The 13,889-nt window shown below is 69.8% G+C and carries 14 protein-coding genes; 8 read left to right on the top strand and 6 right to left on the bottom strand.

Annotation, left to right across the window (positions count from 1 at the left end; genetic code table 11):
* Nucleotides 1-13 precede the first annotated feature (13 nt).
* Nucleotides 14-1,225, top strand: a complete 1,212-nt coding sequence (locus SSMG_RS04610; protein ID WP_009073242.1) for an oxygenase MpaB family protein — start codon at nucleotides 14-16, stop codon at nucleotides 1,223-1,225.
* Here SSMG_RS04610 and SSMG_RS04605 read toward each other — a convergent pair.
* Both SSMG_RS04605 and SSMG_RS04600 read right to left on the bottom strand, forming a co-directional pair.
* The gene (locus SSMG_RS04605; RefSeq protein WP_037712553.1) at nucleotides 1,222-2,364 is read right to left on the bottom strand and encodes a TetR/AcrR family transcriptional regulator; all 1,143 of its coding nucleotides are present in this window, start codon (nucleotides 2,362-2,364) and stop codon (nucleotides 1,222-1,224) included. The genes SSMG_RS04610 and SSMG_RS04605 overlap by 4 nt on opposite strands.
* A gap of 70 nt (nucleotides 2,365-2,434) precedes the next feature.
* The gene (locus tag SSMG_RS04600; protein WP_037712550.1) at nucleotides 2,435-3,106 is read right to left on the bottom strand and encodes an HAD family phosphatase; all 672 of its coding nucleotides are present in this window, start codon (nucleotides 3,104-3,106) and stop codon (nucleotides 2,435-2,437) included.
* A gap of 130 nt (nucleotides 3,107-3,236) precedes the next feature.
* On the opposite strand from SSMG_RS04600, the gene SSMG_RS04595 reads away from it, so the two are divergent.
* The 6 genes from SSMG_RS04595 (at nucleotide 3,237) to SSMG_RS04570 (ending at nucleotide 8,322) form a co-directional block, all read left to right on the top strand.
* Nucleotides 3,237-3,773, top strand: a complete 537-nt coding sequence (locus SSMG_RS04595) for a helix-turn-helix domain-containing protein (RefSeq protein ID WP_009073236.1) — start codon at nucleotides 3,237-3,239, stop codon at nucleotides 3,771-3,773.
* 176 nt (nucleotides 3,774-3,949) lie between these two features.
* Nucleotides 3,950-4,885, top strand: a complete 936-nt coding sequence (locus SSMG_RS04590) for an AraC family transcriptional regulator (protein WP_037712547.1) — start codon at nucleotides 3,950-3,952, stop codon at nucleotides 4,883-4,885.
* A gap of 50 nt (nucleotides 4,886-4,935) precedes the next feature.
* Nucleotides 4,936-5,763 carry a carbohydrate-binding protein gene (locus SSMG_RS04585; RefSeq protein WP_037712544.1) on the top strand — a complete coding sequence of 276 codons (828 nt, stop codon included), beginning with the start codon at nucleotides 4,936-4,938 and terminating at the stop codon, nucleotides 5,761-5,763.
* Nucleotides 5,764-5,912: 149 nt separating this feature from the next.
* A complete protein-coding gene (locus SSMG_RS04580; protein WP_009073231.1) occupies nucleotides 5,913-6,275 on the top strand; it encodes a YciI family protein in 363 nt (120 codons plus the stop codon).
* Nucleotides 6,272-7,477 carry an RNA polymerase sigma factor gene (locus SSMG_RS04575; RefSeq protein ID WP_009073230.1) on the top strand — a complete coding sequence of 402 codons (1,206 nt, stop codon included), beginning with the start codon at nucleotides 6,272-6,274 and terminating at the stop codon, nucleotides 7,475-7,477. Before SSMG_RS04580 ends, SSMG_RS04575 begins: the two co-directional genes overlap by 4 nt.
* Entirely contained in the window at nucleotides 7,477-8,322 is an 846-nt protein-coding gene (locus tag SSMG_RS04570) for a hypothetical protein (RefSeq protein WP_009073228.1), read from the top strand. The genes SSMG_RS04575 and SSMG_RS04570 overlap by 1 nt, the downstream gene beginning before the upstream one ends.
* 51 nt (nucleotides 8,323-8,373) lie before the next feature.
* On the opposite strand, the gene SSMG_RS04565 is transcribed toward SSMG_RS04570, so the two are convergent.
* Together SSMG_RS04565 and SSMG_RS04560 are read right to left on the bottom strand one after the other, a co-directional pair.
* Nucleotides 8,374-9,261 carry a hypothetical protein gene (locus tag SSMG_RS04565; RefSeq protein WP_009073227.1) on the bottom strand — a complete coding sequence of 296 codons (888 nt, stop codon included), beginning with the start codon at nucleotides 9,259-9,261 and terminating at the stop codon, nucleotides 8,374-8,376.
* A gap of 164 nt (nucleotides 9,262-9,425) precedes the next feature.
* Nucleotides 9,426-10,028, bottom strand: a complete 603-nt coding sequence (locus SSMG_RS04560) for a TetR/AcrR family transcriptional regulator (protein ID WP_037716578.1) — start codon at nucleotides 10,026-10,028, stop codon at nucleotides 9,426-9,428.
* Nucleotides 10,029-10,100: 72 nt separating this feature from the next.
* Between SSMG_RS04560 and SSMG_RS04555 the strand changes: the two genes are divergently transcribed.
* Entirely contained in the window at nucleotides 10,101-10,952 is an 852-nt protein-coding gene (locus SSMG_RS04555; protein ID WP_009073223.1) for an oxidoreductase, read from the top strand.
* Between the two features lie 4 nt (nucleotides 10,953-10,956).
* Here the strand turns inward: SSMG_RS04555 and SSMG_RS04550 are convergent, their stop codons facing one another.
* Together SSMG_RS04550 and SSMG_RS45945 are read right to left on the bottom strand one after the other, a co-directional pair.
* A complete protein-coding gene (locus SSMG_RS04550) occupies nucleotides 10,957-11,877 on the bottom strand; it encodes a glycoside hydrolase domain-containing protein (protein WP_009073222.1) in 921 nt (306 codons plus the stop codon).
* Nucleotides 11,864-13,885, bottom strand: coding sequence for a DUF6519 domain-containing protein (locus SSMG_RS45945; RefSeq protein ID WP_009073220.1), 2,022 nt, complete (start codon nucleotides 13,883-13,885; stop codon nucleotides 11,864-11,866). Before SSMG_RS45945 ends, SSMG_RS04550 begins: the two co-directional genes overlap by 14 nt.
* Nucleotides 13,886-13,889 lie beyond the last annotated feature (4 nt).

The raw sequence follows: 13,889 nt of genomic DNA, 5'->3' as shown, positions 1-13,889 counted from the left end.
GGCAGACAAGTACATGGAGAATCTCAGCAGAAGGAAGGTGCTGACCCTCGGCGCGGCGTTGGGCATCGCGGGCATGGCGGGCACCTCCGGCACCGCGTGGGCGTGGTCGGGCACGGGGTCGATCGCCGGGAGCGGCAGCGGGGCCGATCCGTTCCAGGTGTGGGACGACACCGCGGACGCGGTCGCCTCGGCGTTGCTCAAAGAGGGCAAGGTGGCGGCGGTCAATACGGCTTGGCAGGGCTGGATCGACAACAACGCGCCGTTGCCGCCTGGCATGCCGGATTATCTGGTGGCGTATCTGCAGCAGGTCAATAAATTGCCGTCGTGGGCGGATCCGGCCAAGCTTGCCGCTTCGGAGAAGCTTTACACCCGGTTGAGCAGTTATCTGTTCGTCTCGGAGACGCTCGGCAGCGGGATCATGAGCACCGTCATTCCGCGGGAGGCGCGGGCGGTCTACTGGTCGGCCGGCGGCGCGGACATGAAGCAGCGGGCGGCCAAGACGTTCACCTTCGGCTACGACCTGCATAACTCCAAAGCTTGGGCGCCGGACGGGCATTTCGTCGTGACCGCCAACAAGACGCGGCTGGTGCATGCGATGGTGCGGAATTTGCTGCCGACGTCGGCGAAATACCAAGCGGGCGCTGATCAGCCCAAGCCGATCAGCAACGGGGACATTCTGCGGACGTTCCATTCGGTGGCGACGTTCGCGCGCAGCAACATGCTCAAGTGGAATATCTCGTTGTCGGCGGCGGAGCAGGACGCGGATCTGCACGCCTGGCAGGTCGCGTTGCATCTGCTCGGCGTGCAGGAGCAGTTCATTCCGCGGACGTGGGCGGACGCGGAAGCGCAGGCGCAGCAGATGTTGTGGCCGGTGCTCGGGCCGACCGAAGAAGGGGTCAGCCTGGCGAAAACGCTGCTCGGTTATATCGAGAAGCCGACGCTCGGGCTCGATTCCGGGTTCGTCAACGAACTGGTGCGGTATCTGCTCAACGACCAGATGGGCGATTGGCTCGGACTCCCCCGCGACTACGCGCAGGCGGCGTTGATCCGGATCGAATGGCCTGCCTACGTCGCGTTCCGGGAAGGCGCGACCAAGATCATGCCGGGCAGTTTCTATCTCTTCGATCAGTTCGTCCGCGGGATTTCGATGCTGTACCTCAACAACGGGACCTCGCCGACGCAGACTCCGATCACGCTCCCGACGGCGAATCGGCCGGGGGCTTAAAGTCCCAGTGCGCTCAGCAAAAATGCGGTAGCGGCGGCGCGGTGGCCGGGAGTGTCCTCCCACCGCAGCCGTCGGCCTGTTTCGACGACCGCGCCGAAGCCCGCGTGCACCAGTACGCGGGCTTGGTGCGCGTCCAGATCCGGACGGGCCAGGCGGAGTTGTTGCTCCCAGACGGCGATGTGCTCGCGTTGGGCGAGGATCAGCGGGCGCTGCAACGCGGCGGGCAGGCCGCCCAGTTCGGCGGCGGCGACGTTGGTCAGTGCGGTGTGTTCGAAGCTGTACGCCACGTAGGTCGCGGCCAGCACGGGCAAGGCTTCCGCACCGGTGGTGCCGTGGAGGTTTTGTTCCACGGCTTGCGACAGGAGGCCTGCGGCCTGTAGGCAGGCAGCCGCCAGGATTTCGGCCTTGTTCGGGAAATGGCGGTAGAGCGCCGACGGCACCAGGCCCACCGCTTCGGCGATTCGCGCGTTCGTGACGGTGGCGAATCCGTCGCGTTCGAACAACGGCACGGCGGCGGCGAGGATTTGCGCGCGGCGGGTTCGCGGAACGGGTTGGGCGGGCAGCTCCACCGCGGGCGCGGCCGGGGTGGTCGTCGCGGCGGCGAGACGCAGGGCGGATTCGGTCAGCAGGTTCTCGGCGCGGAGGTGGGCGATCGACGTGCGGTGCATGGTGATCGAGCCGATCGCGCCGAGCGCGGCGACGGCGCGAAGCTCCGCGTCCGGCGACGGCCGCACCACGTCTGTCACGCGGGCGACGACTTGGGCGAATTTCGCGCTCAGCGCGCGCCGGTCCGTTCGGTCGAGGTAGCGGGCTTCCCAGCGGTACAGGCCGCCGGACTCGCGGTGGGCGACCGTGACCTGGGCCAGCGGGCGGAGAACGGCCTCGGCTGGCGCGTCCGGGGGCACCGCGTCGAGGGCGGCGACCAGGCGGTCGGCCATCACGTTGGCGCATTCGGTGAAGAGGGCGTACTTGTTCGGGAAATGCCGGTACAGCGCCGCCGCGGTGATCCCGACGGCGGCGGCGATCTCCTCCATGGACGCCGCGTGGTAGCCGCGTTCGCTGAAGGCGCGGCCCGCCGCTTCGACGATGAGCTGCTTGCGGTTGCGCGGACGGGTGGCCGCGGCCGGTTCGGAGGTCACTGCGGACCCCGAGCATCCGGATGCGGAAGTACGGCCATGCCGGCCAGTCAATCACGAGACGGGCAGGTCTTCACGCGGGCGGGACGCGTGGTTTCCGCCACCGCCGGAGCCAGGCCAGGAGGTCCGCGTCGCGCAGGGAGGGAACCACGAGATCGGCGGGAAATTCGGTACCGGGCAACGTCGGGACGCCTACCACGGGCACACCGGCGGCGCGGGCGGACCGCAGGCCGGTCATCGAGTCCTCGAACGCGAGGGCCGACGCCGGAGCCACGCCTAGGCGGGCGCAGGACGTCAGATAGATCTCCGGAGCTGGCTTCGGCGAGGCGACCTCGTCGGCGGCCACGCTGATCCGGAATTCGAAGCCGCCTCGCTTCAACGCGGCTTCCAGCAGCGCGCGGGGCGAGTTGCTGGCCACCGCGACCGGCACCGCGGCGGCGGCCAATTCGACCAGTTCGTGCGCGCCGGGCATCGCTTCGGCTTTGGCGGACACCACTTCGGTCACCATGGCCAGCAGCTCGTCCGCGATCGCGGGACCGTTGCCCGGTTCGCCGAACACCCCGGCCATGGTTTCGGCGGCCGCGGCGACTGATTTGCCGATGACCAGCGCCTTCTGCTCCGGCCCGAACGGGAGGCCGCGGCGCGCGAAAAGCTCCGTTTCGGCGACGGACCAGCAGGGCTCGGTGTCCATCAGCAGGCCGTCGCAGTCGAAGACGACCGCCTGTGGCGTCCAGTCGAGAAGCATCAGGTCCCCCTCCAGGAACGGACCTTCAGTCTGTCATCGAGGGGCTCCTTGTTCTCTGCGCGGGACCGCCCAGCGGGACCTGGCAAGGTCGGTGACCTGCGCCGGAGCGGCGTTTGACGATAATGATCGGGTGACCGTGACGAGGATCCGCGAGTTCCGCACCCTGCGCGGGCTGACCGTGCGCCAGCTCGCGGACCAGGCGGGGGTGTCGACCGGGCTGATCAGCCAGGTCGAGCGGGGAGTCACCGACCCCAGCCTGGAAACCATGCGGCGGATCGCCGAGGTGCTCGACATCCCGCTGTTCAGCCTGTTCCAGGAGCCGGACGAGGAAACCGTCGCGGTGATCCGGCACGACGACCGGTACCGGATCTCGTCGCCGCACCACGCGATCACCTACACCCGCGCGTCGCCGGGCGGCGCGAAGCTCGAGGTGCTCGAAGGCGTGCTCGAACCGGGCGGCGTGTCGTCCGACGAACTGCGCTCGCATCCGTCCGAGGAATGCGTCGTGGTGATCGCCGGGCGGCTGACCGTCCAGGTCGGCGAGCAGACGCACGTGCTCAAGACCGGCGACAGCTGCCATTTCGATTCGACCGTCCCGCATCGCTTCCGCAACGACGGCCGGACGACCGCTCGGTTCCTCGTCAGCGTCACTCCGCCCAGTTACTGATCCGGCCAAAAGCAGGCCGCCCCTGAAGCGGCACGCAACCGTCGCGGCGAAGTCATAGGCCGTGACTGTGGTCGGGTCAGTAACCATCCGGCACAGCACTGATACTTCCGTCGGAGGTGCGAGCGAAGAAATTGGTCTAGACTTTTCGTTCCGAACCCGGCGAAAAGGACGGACTGATGCGTGGGACGACGGTGCCCCCGGGAATGTGCTGCCGACCGGTCAAAACCGGGGAACTACCGCTGCACCGGCTCGAGGTGCCCGCACCCGACGCGGTGCCGTTCGCGGTCGGGTCCTTCGACGCGGTCGGGCCCCTGTCGCGGGCGGAATTCCCGCACCGGCACACGTTTTACGAGATCGTGCTCGTCACCGGAGGGACCGGCGCGCACGTCGTCGACCTGACGCGGTGGGAACTGAGCCCGCCGCACCTCGGCGTCGTCACGCCGGGGCAGGTGCACCACTGGGAGGCGCGCGAACTCGCCGGATCGGTTGTGCTGTTCACCGACGATTTCCTCTTCGACCATCCGGCCGACCGGGAAACCCTGCGCAGGCTGCGCGAACGGCCGTGGCTGCAGCTGGACCGGGCAGAACACGACCGCACCGCGCGGCTGATCGCCGAACTCGAGGAAGAATTCCGCCGCGGCGGCGAGGACGGCGAATCCGTGTTGCGCGCCCTGCTGCACGTGCTGATCGTGCGCGCCGGGCGGCTTCCCGGGATCCCGCCCGCTCCGGCGCCCGCGCGCGCCCGCGCGGTAGCGGCGGAATTCGCGCAGCAGGCCGAAAAATCGGAGCTGGGCCTGTGGTCGGTGCGCGCGCACGCGGAACGGCTCGGCGTCACGCCCGGCTACCTCACCGAGGCCGTCAAGGCGGCGACCGGGCGCACCGCGGCGGAATTGGTGCGCGAGGCGCGGACCCAGGAGGCGAAGCGGTTCCTGCTGCGGACGAATCTGTCCGTGCGGCAGGTGGCGAGCCGCGTCGGATTCGCCGATCCGGCCTACTTTTGTCGGTTCTTTCGGCGCGAAACCGGGTTGAGCCCCGGCGGATTCCGCCGCACCGGCGACACCGCCCCGAAGATTCACCACGACTGCAGGACTCCGTCCATCGCTGCGGGCTGATGATCTCCCTACCGTCGAAGGGAATCCCGAGCCCCCACCGAGGAGCAGGCATGGACGAAGACAGGAAGTTCAGCCGCAAGGCAGTGCTGAAGGCGGCGCTGGCCGCCGGAGTCGCCGCGCCGGTCGCACTCGTCGGCGGTCCCGCGCTGGCCCGCACGAATTTCGCCGGCGGGCAGAAGGTCGAGCCGACCCCGTACTGCCACGACGGCGACGAGCCGACGATCGACCAGACCGAGGGACCGTACTTCAAGCCGGACTCCCCCGAGCGCAGCGTGCTCGTCGACCAGAACACCCCGGGCCAGCGGCTCACCGTGAGCGGGTACGTGTTCGGCCTGTCCTGCCAGCCGATCGGCCGCGCGCTGCTGGACTTCTGGCAGGCGGACGTGAACGGCGCGTACGACAACGACGGCTTCAACTTCCGCGGCCACCAGTACACGAACGATCTCGGCGAGTTCAAGCTGACCACGATCGTGCCCGGCCTGTACCCCGGCCGCACGCGGCACATCCACGTCAAGGTGCAGGCCCCCGGGGAGCCGATCCTGACGACCCAGCTGTACTTCCCGGGCGAACCGCGGAACAACACCGACACGATCTTCGACTCGCGGCTGCTCATGACGGTGCGCGACGCCCCGAACAACGCCAAGGAGGCCGCGTTCGACTTCGTGCTCAACGTCCAGCAGACACCGACCGGCGGGCCCTCGACGGGTCCGACGTCGCCGACCGGCCAGCCGGGCGGGACGACCTGGACCGCGGGCAAGTCGTACCCCGCCGGCACGCGCGTCACCTTCAACGGGGTCAGCTACGTGTGCCTGCAGGGCCACACCGCCCAGCGGGGCTGGGAACCGCCCAACGCGCCCGCGTTGTGGCAGAAGGGCTGATCCCCTCCTGACGGAGAACGGCGGGCTCCCCCGGGCCCGCCGTTCTCCGTTTTCCGGGAATTTCCGAGAAGCCCGGTCCGCGCTGTCGAGTTACGGTCGAGGCGTTCGTCTTCCACTACGACAACGCCGGACCGGCACTCGGAGGACACATGCGGTACCTGCTGGTGATCTACAACTGCGACCGTCCCGAACCCGGCGATCCAGCCTTCCCGGACGCGCTGGCCAGGGTGAACGCGTTCGCCGACGAATGCCGCCGGCGCGGGGCGTTCGTGTCCGAGCATCCGCTGCAGGGCGAGCACACCGCGACCACGGTCAGCGTCCGCGACGGCAAGACGCTGATCACCGACGGGCCGTTCCTGGAGACCCACGAGCACCTCGGCGGCGTTTACGTCCTCGACTGCCGCGATCTCGACGAAGCCCTGGAACTCGCCGCGCTGTGCCCGATGGCCGCGGTCGGCACCGTCGAGGTGCGCCCGGTCGCCACCGTGCCCGGGCTGTCTCCCCAGGCATGACCTCGGCGTTGCTGCGGGAGGCCTACCGCGAGCACCGGGCTCGGATGCTCGCGGCGCTGGTCCGCGTCCTCGGCGACTTCGAACTCGCCGAGGACGCGCTGCAGGACGCGTGCGCGCTCGCCCTGCGCGCCTGGGGGGACGAGCCGCCCGACGATCCGGTGGCGTGGCTGCTGACCGCCGCCCGCAACAGCGCGATCGACCGGCTCCGGCGGGCCCGCCGCGGTCTGGAGAAGCTCGCTCAGCTCGGGGAACAGCCGGAGGTCGCGGTGGATCCGTCCGAGGACAGCCTGCTCGCGATCGGCGACGAACGGCTCAGTCTCATCTTCACCTGCTGCCATCCCGCGCTCGCCGAGGAGGCGCGCGTCGCGTTGACCCTGCAGGCGGTGGCCGGGCTGACCGCGGGGCAGATCGCGCGGACGTTCCTGGTCAGCGAGGCGACGCTGGCGCAGCGGCTGGTGCGGGCCAAACGCAAAATCCGCGACGCCGGGATCAGCCTCGCCGTCCCGGCCGACCATCTGCTGTCCGAGCGGCTGTCCGGGGTCTTGGCGGTGCTGTACTTGATCTTCACCCAAGGCTACACCGCCCCGGAACACCGTGAGCTGCAACAGGAAGCGATCCGGCTGGCCAAGCTGGTCGCGACACTCATGCCGGACGAGCCGGAAGCGCTCGGCCTGGTTTCGCTGCTGCTCGTGCACGATTCGCGCACCGCGGCTCGATACACGGCCGACGGCGACGTCGTGTTGCTCGAAGACCAGGACCGAAGCCGGTGGGACCGCGGGGAAATCGCCGAAGCGATCGGCCTGCTGGACCGAGCTCTGCGGTTCGAGAATCCTGGCCCGTATCAGCTGCAGGCCGCCATTGCCGTCCAGCACGCGCAGGCTCGTTCCGCGGCGGACACCGACTGGGCGGCGATCGCCGGGCTGTATCAGCGGTTGCACGAAATGCAGCCGTCGCCGGTGATCGCGTTGAACCACGCGGTCGCGGTCGCGATGGCCACCGGCCCGGAGGAGGGGCTGGCGCTCATCGACGGCATCGACGGCCTTGACCGGTACCACCTGCGGCACGCCGCGCGCGCCGACCTGTTGCGCCGGCTCGGCCGTACCGCCGAGGCGATGGCCGCGTACCGGCGTGCCCACGAACTCGCGGTCAACCCAGCCGACCGGCGCTTCCTCGCCGGCCGCTTAGCCACCTTGGAGTCCTGATGAGACTGTCCATTCTCGACAACGGACATCGCCTGCGGGCCAAGCTGTTTCTGTCGGTCACGGGGAAACAGCCGCCGGACATCGTGAAGATGCTGCTGTACCGTCCCGGCTTTCTCACCCGGCCGCTGCTGGACCTCACCGCCCCGGCGATGCGCGGCCCGTCGTACTGGACGGCCGGCGAACGCGAGTTCCTCGCCATGTCTACGGCGTTGCTGCACGACTGCCCGTTCTGCATCGACTCGCACGCGGAGCTGACCCGGATCGCCGGGCAGGGCGAGATCGATCCGTCACGACCGGACGCGGCGCGGCCCGAGGTGCGGACGATTCGGGCGTTCCTGGAGACCGTCACGCTGAACCCGGACCAGATCGTGCTGCCGGATCTTCCGCCGGCGGCGATTCGCGAAGCGCTGCGGGTGAATCTGGTGTGGAACATCGTGAACCGGCTGGCGAACGCGTTCGGGTTCGTGCTTCGCGAAGGCCAGCTGGAGAGCGGCACACGGGCCCTGCACCGGTTCGGGTACCGCTTCCCGGGCTTCCTGCTCGCGGGCGGTCCAGCCGGAACGCATGAGGATCCGGTGGAGAACATGCGGTACTCCGTGTTCGTCGCCCCCGCGGTGACCGACCCGGCACTACGCAAAGCGGCCGCCACTGGGGACGGCTTGCCCGCGCCGTTGCAGCCGTTCGCGGCGAAGGTCCGCGACGCGTCGTACCGGCTCACGGGCGCAGATTTCACCGAGCTGACCACGAAATACCAGGAAGACGAGGTCTACGAGATCACCGTCGCCGCGGCCGTCGGTGCCGCGTTGCGCAGTTTCGATGCGGGGCAACGGAAACTCGCCGCCTAACGCGAACCGGCGGCCAGGAGGCCCCGGCCGCCGGTCGCGTCAGTTCTCCGCTCAGGGGCGGTACAGCTCCTTGACGACGTCGATGTTGTCGTTCTTGTCGACGTGGATCTCGGCGTGCAACGGCTTCGCGCCGGTCAGCGCCTCCATCAGGGCCTGTTCGGTGCACGGGTTCGTGCCGCGGCCCTGCGAGTCGAGGGCGACGTCGCCGCCCGGGCACAGTTCGGCCGCGCCGAAGACCTGCGCGGTCTTGCTCAGCGGGAGCCGGTAGGTCTTCGCGTCGGCGGGCGCGAACTGGCCGTCGTCCGGGCCGCCTTTCTTCCAGGTGATCAGCTGGAACTGGGCCATGGCGACCGAACGGTCGAAGCCGGTGAACTGCACGGTCTGCGTCGTGTTCGGGAAGCGGCGCGTCGGGGCGGCGGGCTGCTGGCCGCCCGCGCCGCCGGCCGGCGCGGTCTTGATCATGAACCGGGTGCCGCCGTCCTTGCCGCAGTTCACCACGCCCTGGGCGAATTCTTCTTCCGCGCCCAGCGCGCAGTCCCAGTGCCCTTCGATGCCGAGAACCCGGTGGCCGGGACCTTCGCCCTGCGCCGGCGCCAATTCGTAGTACTTCTGCATGACATTGAATGCCTCGACACAGCCCGAAATCGAGCCATCCGCGCTTTCCACGGCGATCAGATCCATTTGCTTGCCGCCCGCCGGACCGACCTGGCCGCCGAGCTTGCTGCAGTTCACGTCGCCGTCCGAGGTGGCCGCAGTACCCGCCGCACCGCCCGAACCGCCCTGCGGGTTCTGCTTGACCGCGGCCGCGTCGGAAATGCTCTTCGCCGCGGCGCCGTTTCCGTCGACATTGTTTCCGCTGCAGGCGGAAAGCAAAGCGGTCGCCGCGACCGCCCCGCCGACCAGAACCAGCTTCATCGACTTCCGCGCGGTGAATCCCATTTCGTGCTCCCCGTATCTATTGGCGAATCTCTAACCCCCAAGACGCGAGGAACCGAATGACGTTGCCCGGAATTGACGCGGAGAGCCATTGTTGCCCCAATGTCGCCCCCGCCGGGTCCGCACGGGCACGACCGCGGCCGGTCTCGCAACCCCGGCAGCGTGGGCTAGGCCGGGAGTCCGAGAGCCGCCAGCCACACCCGGGTCAGCGTCGCCGCCGCGTCGTCCAGCGAACTTTCCGCGACAAACGCCTGGTAGAAGACCCGCTCGGTCATCCAGACCAGCGCCGAGGCGATCTCCGCCGCCGCTTCGGACGACAGCCCGGCGCGCTCGGCGACCCCGCTCATGGTGTCGGCGAGCGCGACCACCGCGGAGCGCCACGCCTGGTCGATCGACGGGACCGACGGCGACAGTTCGACCGCCGTGCGCATTACCGTGCCGTGCTCGCGCCACATCCGGGCGGTCTGCTCGATCCCCTGCCGGACCGCGTCGCCGGGATCAGCGGCGCCCGCGTCCACCGCGTCGACCTCGGCGCGCAGCCGGGTCACCGTGCGCTCGACCAGCGCGGCGAGCACCTCGTTCTTGGACCCGAAGTAGAAGTAGAGCGCGCCCCGGGTGATCCCGGCTTCCTGGGCGATCGTCGCGACGGTCAGGCCCGCCCCGCCGGTCGAGTTCAGCTGCTGCTCCGCCGCGTCGAGGATCGCGCGTTCACGCAGGTCTCCCTTGGTCGGAGCAGTCCGGCGGCGGGGGCGGGCGTCTCGCTCTTCCACCTGCACGTTCTATCACGCCGACTATTTTTGACACTGTGCAGATTTTTCTCGACACGGTGTAGAGTCCGCGGCATGACCAAGCTCTTCCTGATCACCGGCGCCAGCTCCGGCCTCGGCCGGGCGTTCGCCGAGGCGGCACTCGAAGCTGGCCACACCGTCGTCGGCACCGTCCGCAAGCAGGCCGACGCCGCGGAGTTCGAGCGGCTCCGGCCGGGCAAAGCGCTCGCGCGCATCCTCGACGTCACCGACGACGACGCGGTGTTCCGGACCGTTGCCGAGATCGAGGCCGAGGTTGGCCCGATCGACGTCGTCATCGCCAACGCCGGGTACGGCCACGAGGGCGTTTTCGAAGAATCGACGATGGCCGAGCTGCGGGCGCAGTTCGAGGTGAACGTGTTCGGGGTCGTCGCGACGGTGCAGGCCGTGCTGCCGTATCTGCGGCAGCGGCGACGCGGGCACATCCTCGGTGTCACGTCGATGGCCGGGCTGATCACCGTGCCGGGCACGTCCTTCTACCAAGGCAGCAAGTACGCCGTAGAAGGCATACTCGAGACCGTCGGCAAGGAGGTCGCCCCGTTCGGCGTGCACGTCACCGCGATCGCGCCGGGATCGTTCCGCACCGACTGGGCGGGCCGGTCGATGGTCCGCACCGAACGGTCCATCCCGGACTACGACGAGGTGATGGACCCGATCCGCGAACATCGGCTCGCGGCCAGCGGCAAACAGCTCGGCAATCCGCGCAAGGCCGCGGAGGCCGTGCTGCACATCCTCGACGTCCCGAATCCGCCCGCGCACCTGCTCCTCGGCTCCGACGCACTTCGCCTCGTCGCGAACGGCCGCGCGGCGGTCGACAAGGAGATCGAGGAATGGGCGGAGCTGAGCCGGTCCACCGACTTCCCGGACGGTGCTCAGCTGCCCGGCTGACCGCTCAGCCGATGTACGCGGTGAAGGAATGCTGTGCCTGGTACCAGATCGAGACGCCGACGGCGCCGGCCGCGGCCGCGCTGCGCAGGTCCAGCGGGCCGGGCCGGTCGGACAGGAACGTGAAGTTCCGGATCTGCGCGCCGGGCACGAAATCGCCCTGGTCGCCTTCCTTGCTCGCGCGCACGAAGTCCATCTGCTTGATCTCGATGGTGTCCCCGTATCCGCAGAACAGGTACAGGTACGGCGGACGGCCGGCGAGCGGAAGATAGAAATGGTCGCCGTTCGGGGCTGCGGGTATCAGCATCAGAGTCTCCTCGTCGTTGCCGGGGGCGGGCCCGGTGCCGCCGCCGGGAAGCTCGATGTACTGCTCGTCGATGTCGCACGTGATCTGGTCGACGTCGACCGTGCCGTCGTTGCGCTGCCACAGATGGGTCCAGGCCCGCTCGGCGGCCGTCGGTTGCGAACCGCAGCGCCAGTACCACGACACGACCCCGGCGTCGTGCACCGCGCGCAGCGTCTCGGAAAACCCGTAGAAGCCCGCCCGGCCCCGGCCGACCACGCTGGCGAACCCGCTCGCGAACCGCACGACGTCGTCGAGCTGGTACGCCGCGGCGTGGCTGTCGGCGGCGCAGGCCATCATCACCGAGTCCGGGATGCCCATCGCCCGCGCGTCGGCGAGACCGGCCTGTCCGAACGCGACCCCACGGGCGAAGTCGTCGTCGTTGCGGCTGCCCCACGCGTCGTCGGTGCCCAGCTCGACGACGAGAGCGACGGTGAGCCCGCCGCGGACGAGGGTCCGGTACTCGGGGCCGGTGAGCCGTTTCCTGCCGCGGCCCAGCCCGGCGTAGCGGATCACCCCGTCGAACCCGGCCGCCTTCAGCCCGGACGGGCTCGGCTGGCCGCCGGAATAGTCAGCCCAGCGCATGGTCCGCCTCGGTTCCGGCGTAGCTCGGCGGCCGGTTCGACCCGAGCAGGACCCGGGTGAGCCACGGCGGCATCCGCGATTCGAGCTGCCGCAGCAACGCGTACACGACGGCCAGCACGACCGGCACGATGACCTGGTTGCCGAGTCCGGCCACCGCGTCGGTCACCGACGAGGGCAGGCCGAGCGAGACGAGCCACGCGACGAGCGCCGACCACAGGCCGGGGACGACGGTGCGCAGCCAGGAGGTGAGGTTGTCGCCGAGTTTCGTGGTCGGTCGCGTCATGGCTGGTTTCTCCGGCTTGGTCGGTGCCTCTTCGGTGATCGGCGCGGGGACGGTGGTGGTCGGGATCTCCGCAGCCGTGGCTGCTGAGGCAGGCGGCGGGGTGCTCGGGTCGGCGGTTTCGACTGGCGGCGGCAGCGTCGCTGAGTGTGCGCTCGCCCCGTTGCCTCCCGCACCCGCGGAACCCGTCGCGGCTTTCGGCTTCGGCGCCGCCGAGCCCGCCCCGGCGGACTTCTCCGCCTCGAACACCACCGAATCGGTCGGATGCGCGACTGGCGGCGCATCGACCACGGTCGTCTTCTTCGGGGTCTCCGCAGGAGGCTCGGGGGCGACGGGCTTCGGCCCTGGCCGGAAAAGCGGTTCGAAGGTGCCCGGCGAATGGGTCACCGCGCCGTTCTCGTCGAGCACGCCCAGCACCGCGTAGTGGTACTCGACCCCGTGCGGCGGAACGGGACGCGGGCCGTCGTCGTCGCGGGGCCATTCGACGTCCCCGGTCACCGTGCGGGCCGGGATCTGCCAGTAGTCGCCGCGGCGATAGGTGCCGCCCTGTCCGGCCGCCACGTCCGCCGACCTCCTCGGCGGGGCCTCGAAGCGCACTTGGACGCCGTCCTCCAGGTCGATCCAGGTGTTCTCGACCAGCGGCACCGCGCCGTCCTCGCTGTCCGCCGGGGCGAGGTGGTCCCAGCGGCGCAGGAACGGATGCAGGTCCGGGTCGGAGCCGGGGCCGCAGTGCTCGTCGAGTTCGTCGTCCAGCGTGACGATCCGGTCCGCCGGGTCGACCGCGACGACTTTCCGCAGCGCCGGGGCCGGCTCCGGCCGGTCCTCCGCGGGGAGATCGTCCGCGACACGGGTGACGGCCGCGTCGTCGAGCAGTTCGACCCAGTCGCCGACGTCCAGGTCCAGTTTGCTGTCCCGGCCCAGCGCGCCGAGCGTCACCGTCGCTCCGGACACCGAGAGGATCGGGAACACGACCGACGCGTTCTCCCGCGACCATTTGAAGGTCGCGCCGCGCAGCGTCCGCCGGAAGCCCTTGTTCGGCAAGGAATCCGTCCACGCCCGGCCGCCGGTGTGCACCTCGACGCGATACAGCTGGTTCTCCTGGCCGCGGAACCGCGCCTCCGGGGGCAGGTGGCAGGCGTCCGTGGCTTCCGGGTGTTTCGCTTGCGCGGCAAGGAGACCGGGTTCCGGGTTCAGGGAGTTGCGGAAGTCGGCGAAATCCTCGACGCTCTTTCCCGCGCACCAGGCCACCTGCCAGACGACCTTGGCCCGCGCCGCGGTGTCCGGGCCGGGGTCGCCGAGCGCGATCTCGCGGATCGCCGGGTCCTGCAGCGCGGTGATCAGCCGTTCCCACACCCGCAGGTACACCACGAACGGACCGGTTTCGGGCAGCGTGTCCTTCTCCTGGTCGAGGTAGCCCTCGGGTTGGGTCCAATAGCTCGTGGCCCGGTCGTTCTCGACGAGCAGCCCGTCGACGTACAGCCGCCCGGCCGAGATCCCCACGTCGGCGATCTTCGAACGGTCCGGGCCGGGGTCGATCCGGAATCCGTCCGCGGCGGCGGGCGCGGCGGACTGGCCGAGCAGGTCGGCGACCGTGGTACGCAGCTGGTACAGCAGGATCGCGGCCTGCTCGTTCGCGTCCGCGTCGAGCTGGACCCGGCCCTGTTGCGCCAGCACCGCGGAGAAGTGCTTCAGCGAGTCGAACGTGCGGCGCGAGAAGTCGGCTTGCATGGCG

The sequence above is a fragment of the Streptomyces sp. AA4 genome (genome assembly GCF_000158875.1).
Taxonomy (GTDB): Bacteria; Actinomycetota; Actinomycetes; order Mycobacteriales; family Pseudonocardiaceae; genus Amycolatopsis.
This window is presented reverse-complemented; position numbering and strand designations above follow the sequence as displayed.

Bases quoted from the DNA above. Each gene is read 5' to 3' on its own strand.
- SSMG_RS04610 (WP_009073242.1), top strand. From the start codon at position 14: ATGGAGAATCTCAGCAGAAGGAAGGTGCTGACCCTCGGCGCGGCGTTG.
- SSMG_RS04600 (WP_037712550.1), bottom strand. From the start codon at position 3,106: ATGCTTCTCGACTGGACGCCACAGGCGGTCGTCTTCGACTGCGACGGC.
- SSMG_RS04590 (WP_037712547.1), top strand. From the start codon at position 3,950: ATGCGTGGGACGACGGTGCCCCCGGGAATGTGCTGCCGACCGGTCAAA.
- SSMG_RS04585 (WP_037712544.1), top strand. From the start codon at position 4,936: ATGGACGAAGACAGGAAGTTCAGCCGCAAGGCAGTGCTGAAGGCGGCG.
- SSMG_RS04580 (WP_009073231.1), top strand. From the start codon at position 5,913: ATGCGGTACCTGCTGGTGATCTACAACTGCGACCGTCCCGAACCCGGC.
- SSMG_RS04575 (WP_009073230.1), top strand. From the start codon at position 6,272: ATGACCTCGGCGTTGCTGCGGGAGGCCTACCGCGAGCACCGGGCTCGG.
- SSMG_RS04570 (WP_009073228.1), top strand. From the start codon at position 7,477: ATGAGACTGTCCATTCTCGACAACGGACATCGCCTGCGGGCCAAGCTG.
- SSMG_RS04565 (WP_009073227.1), bottom strand. From the start codon at position 9,261: ATGGGATTCACCGCGCGGAAGTCGATGAAGCTGGTTCTGGTCGGCGGG.
- SSMG_RS04555 (WP_009073223.1), top strand. From the start codon at position 10,101: ATGACCAAGCTCTTCCTGATCACCGGCGCCAGCTCCGGCCTCGGCCGG.
- SSMG_RS04550 (WP_009073222.1), bottom strand. From the start codon at position 11,877: ATGCGCTGGGCTGACTATTCCGGCGGCCAGCCGAGCCCGTCCGGGCTG.
- SSMG_RS45945 (WP_009073220.1), bottom strand. From the start codon at position 13,885: ATGCAAGCCGACTTCTCGCGCCGCACGTTCGACTCGCTGAAGCACTTC.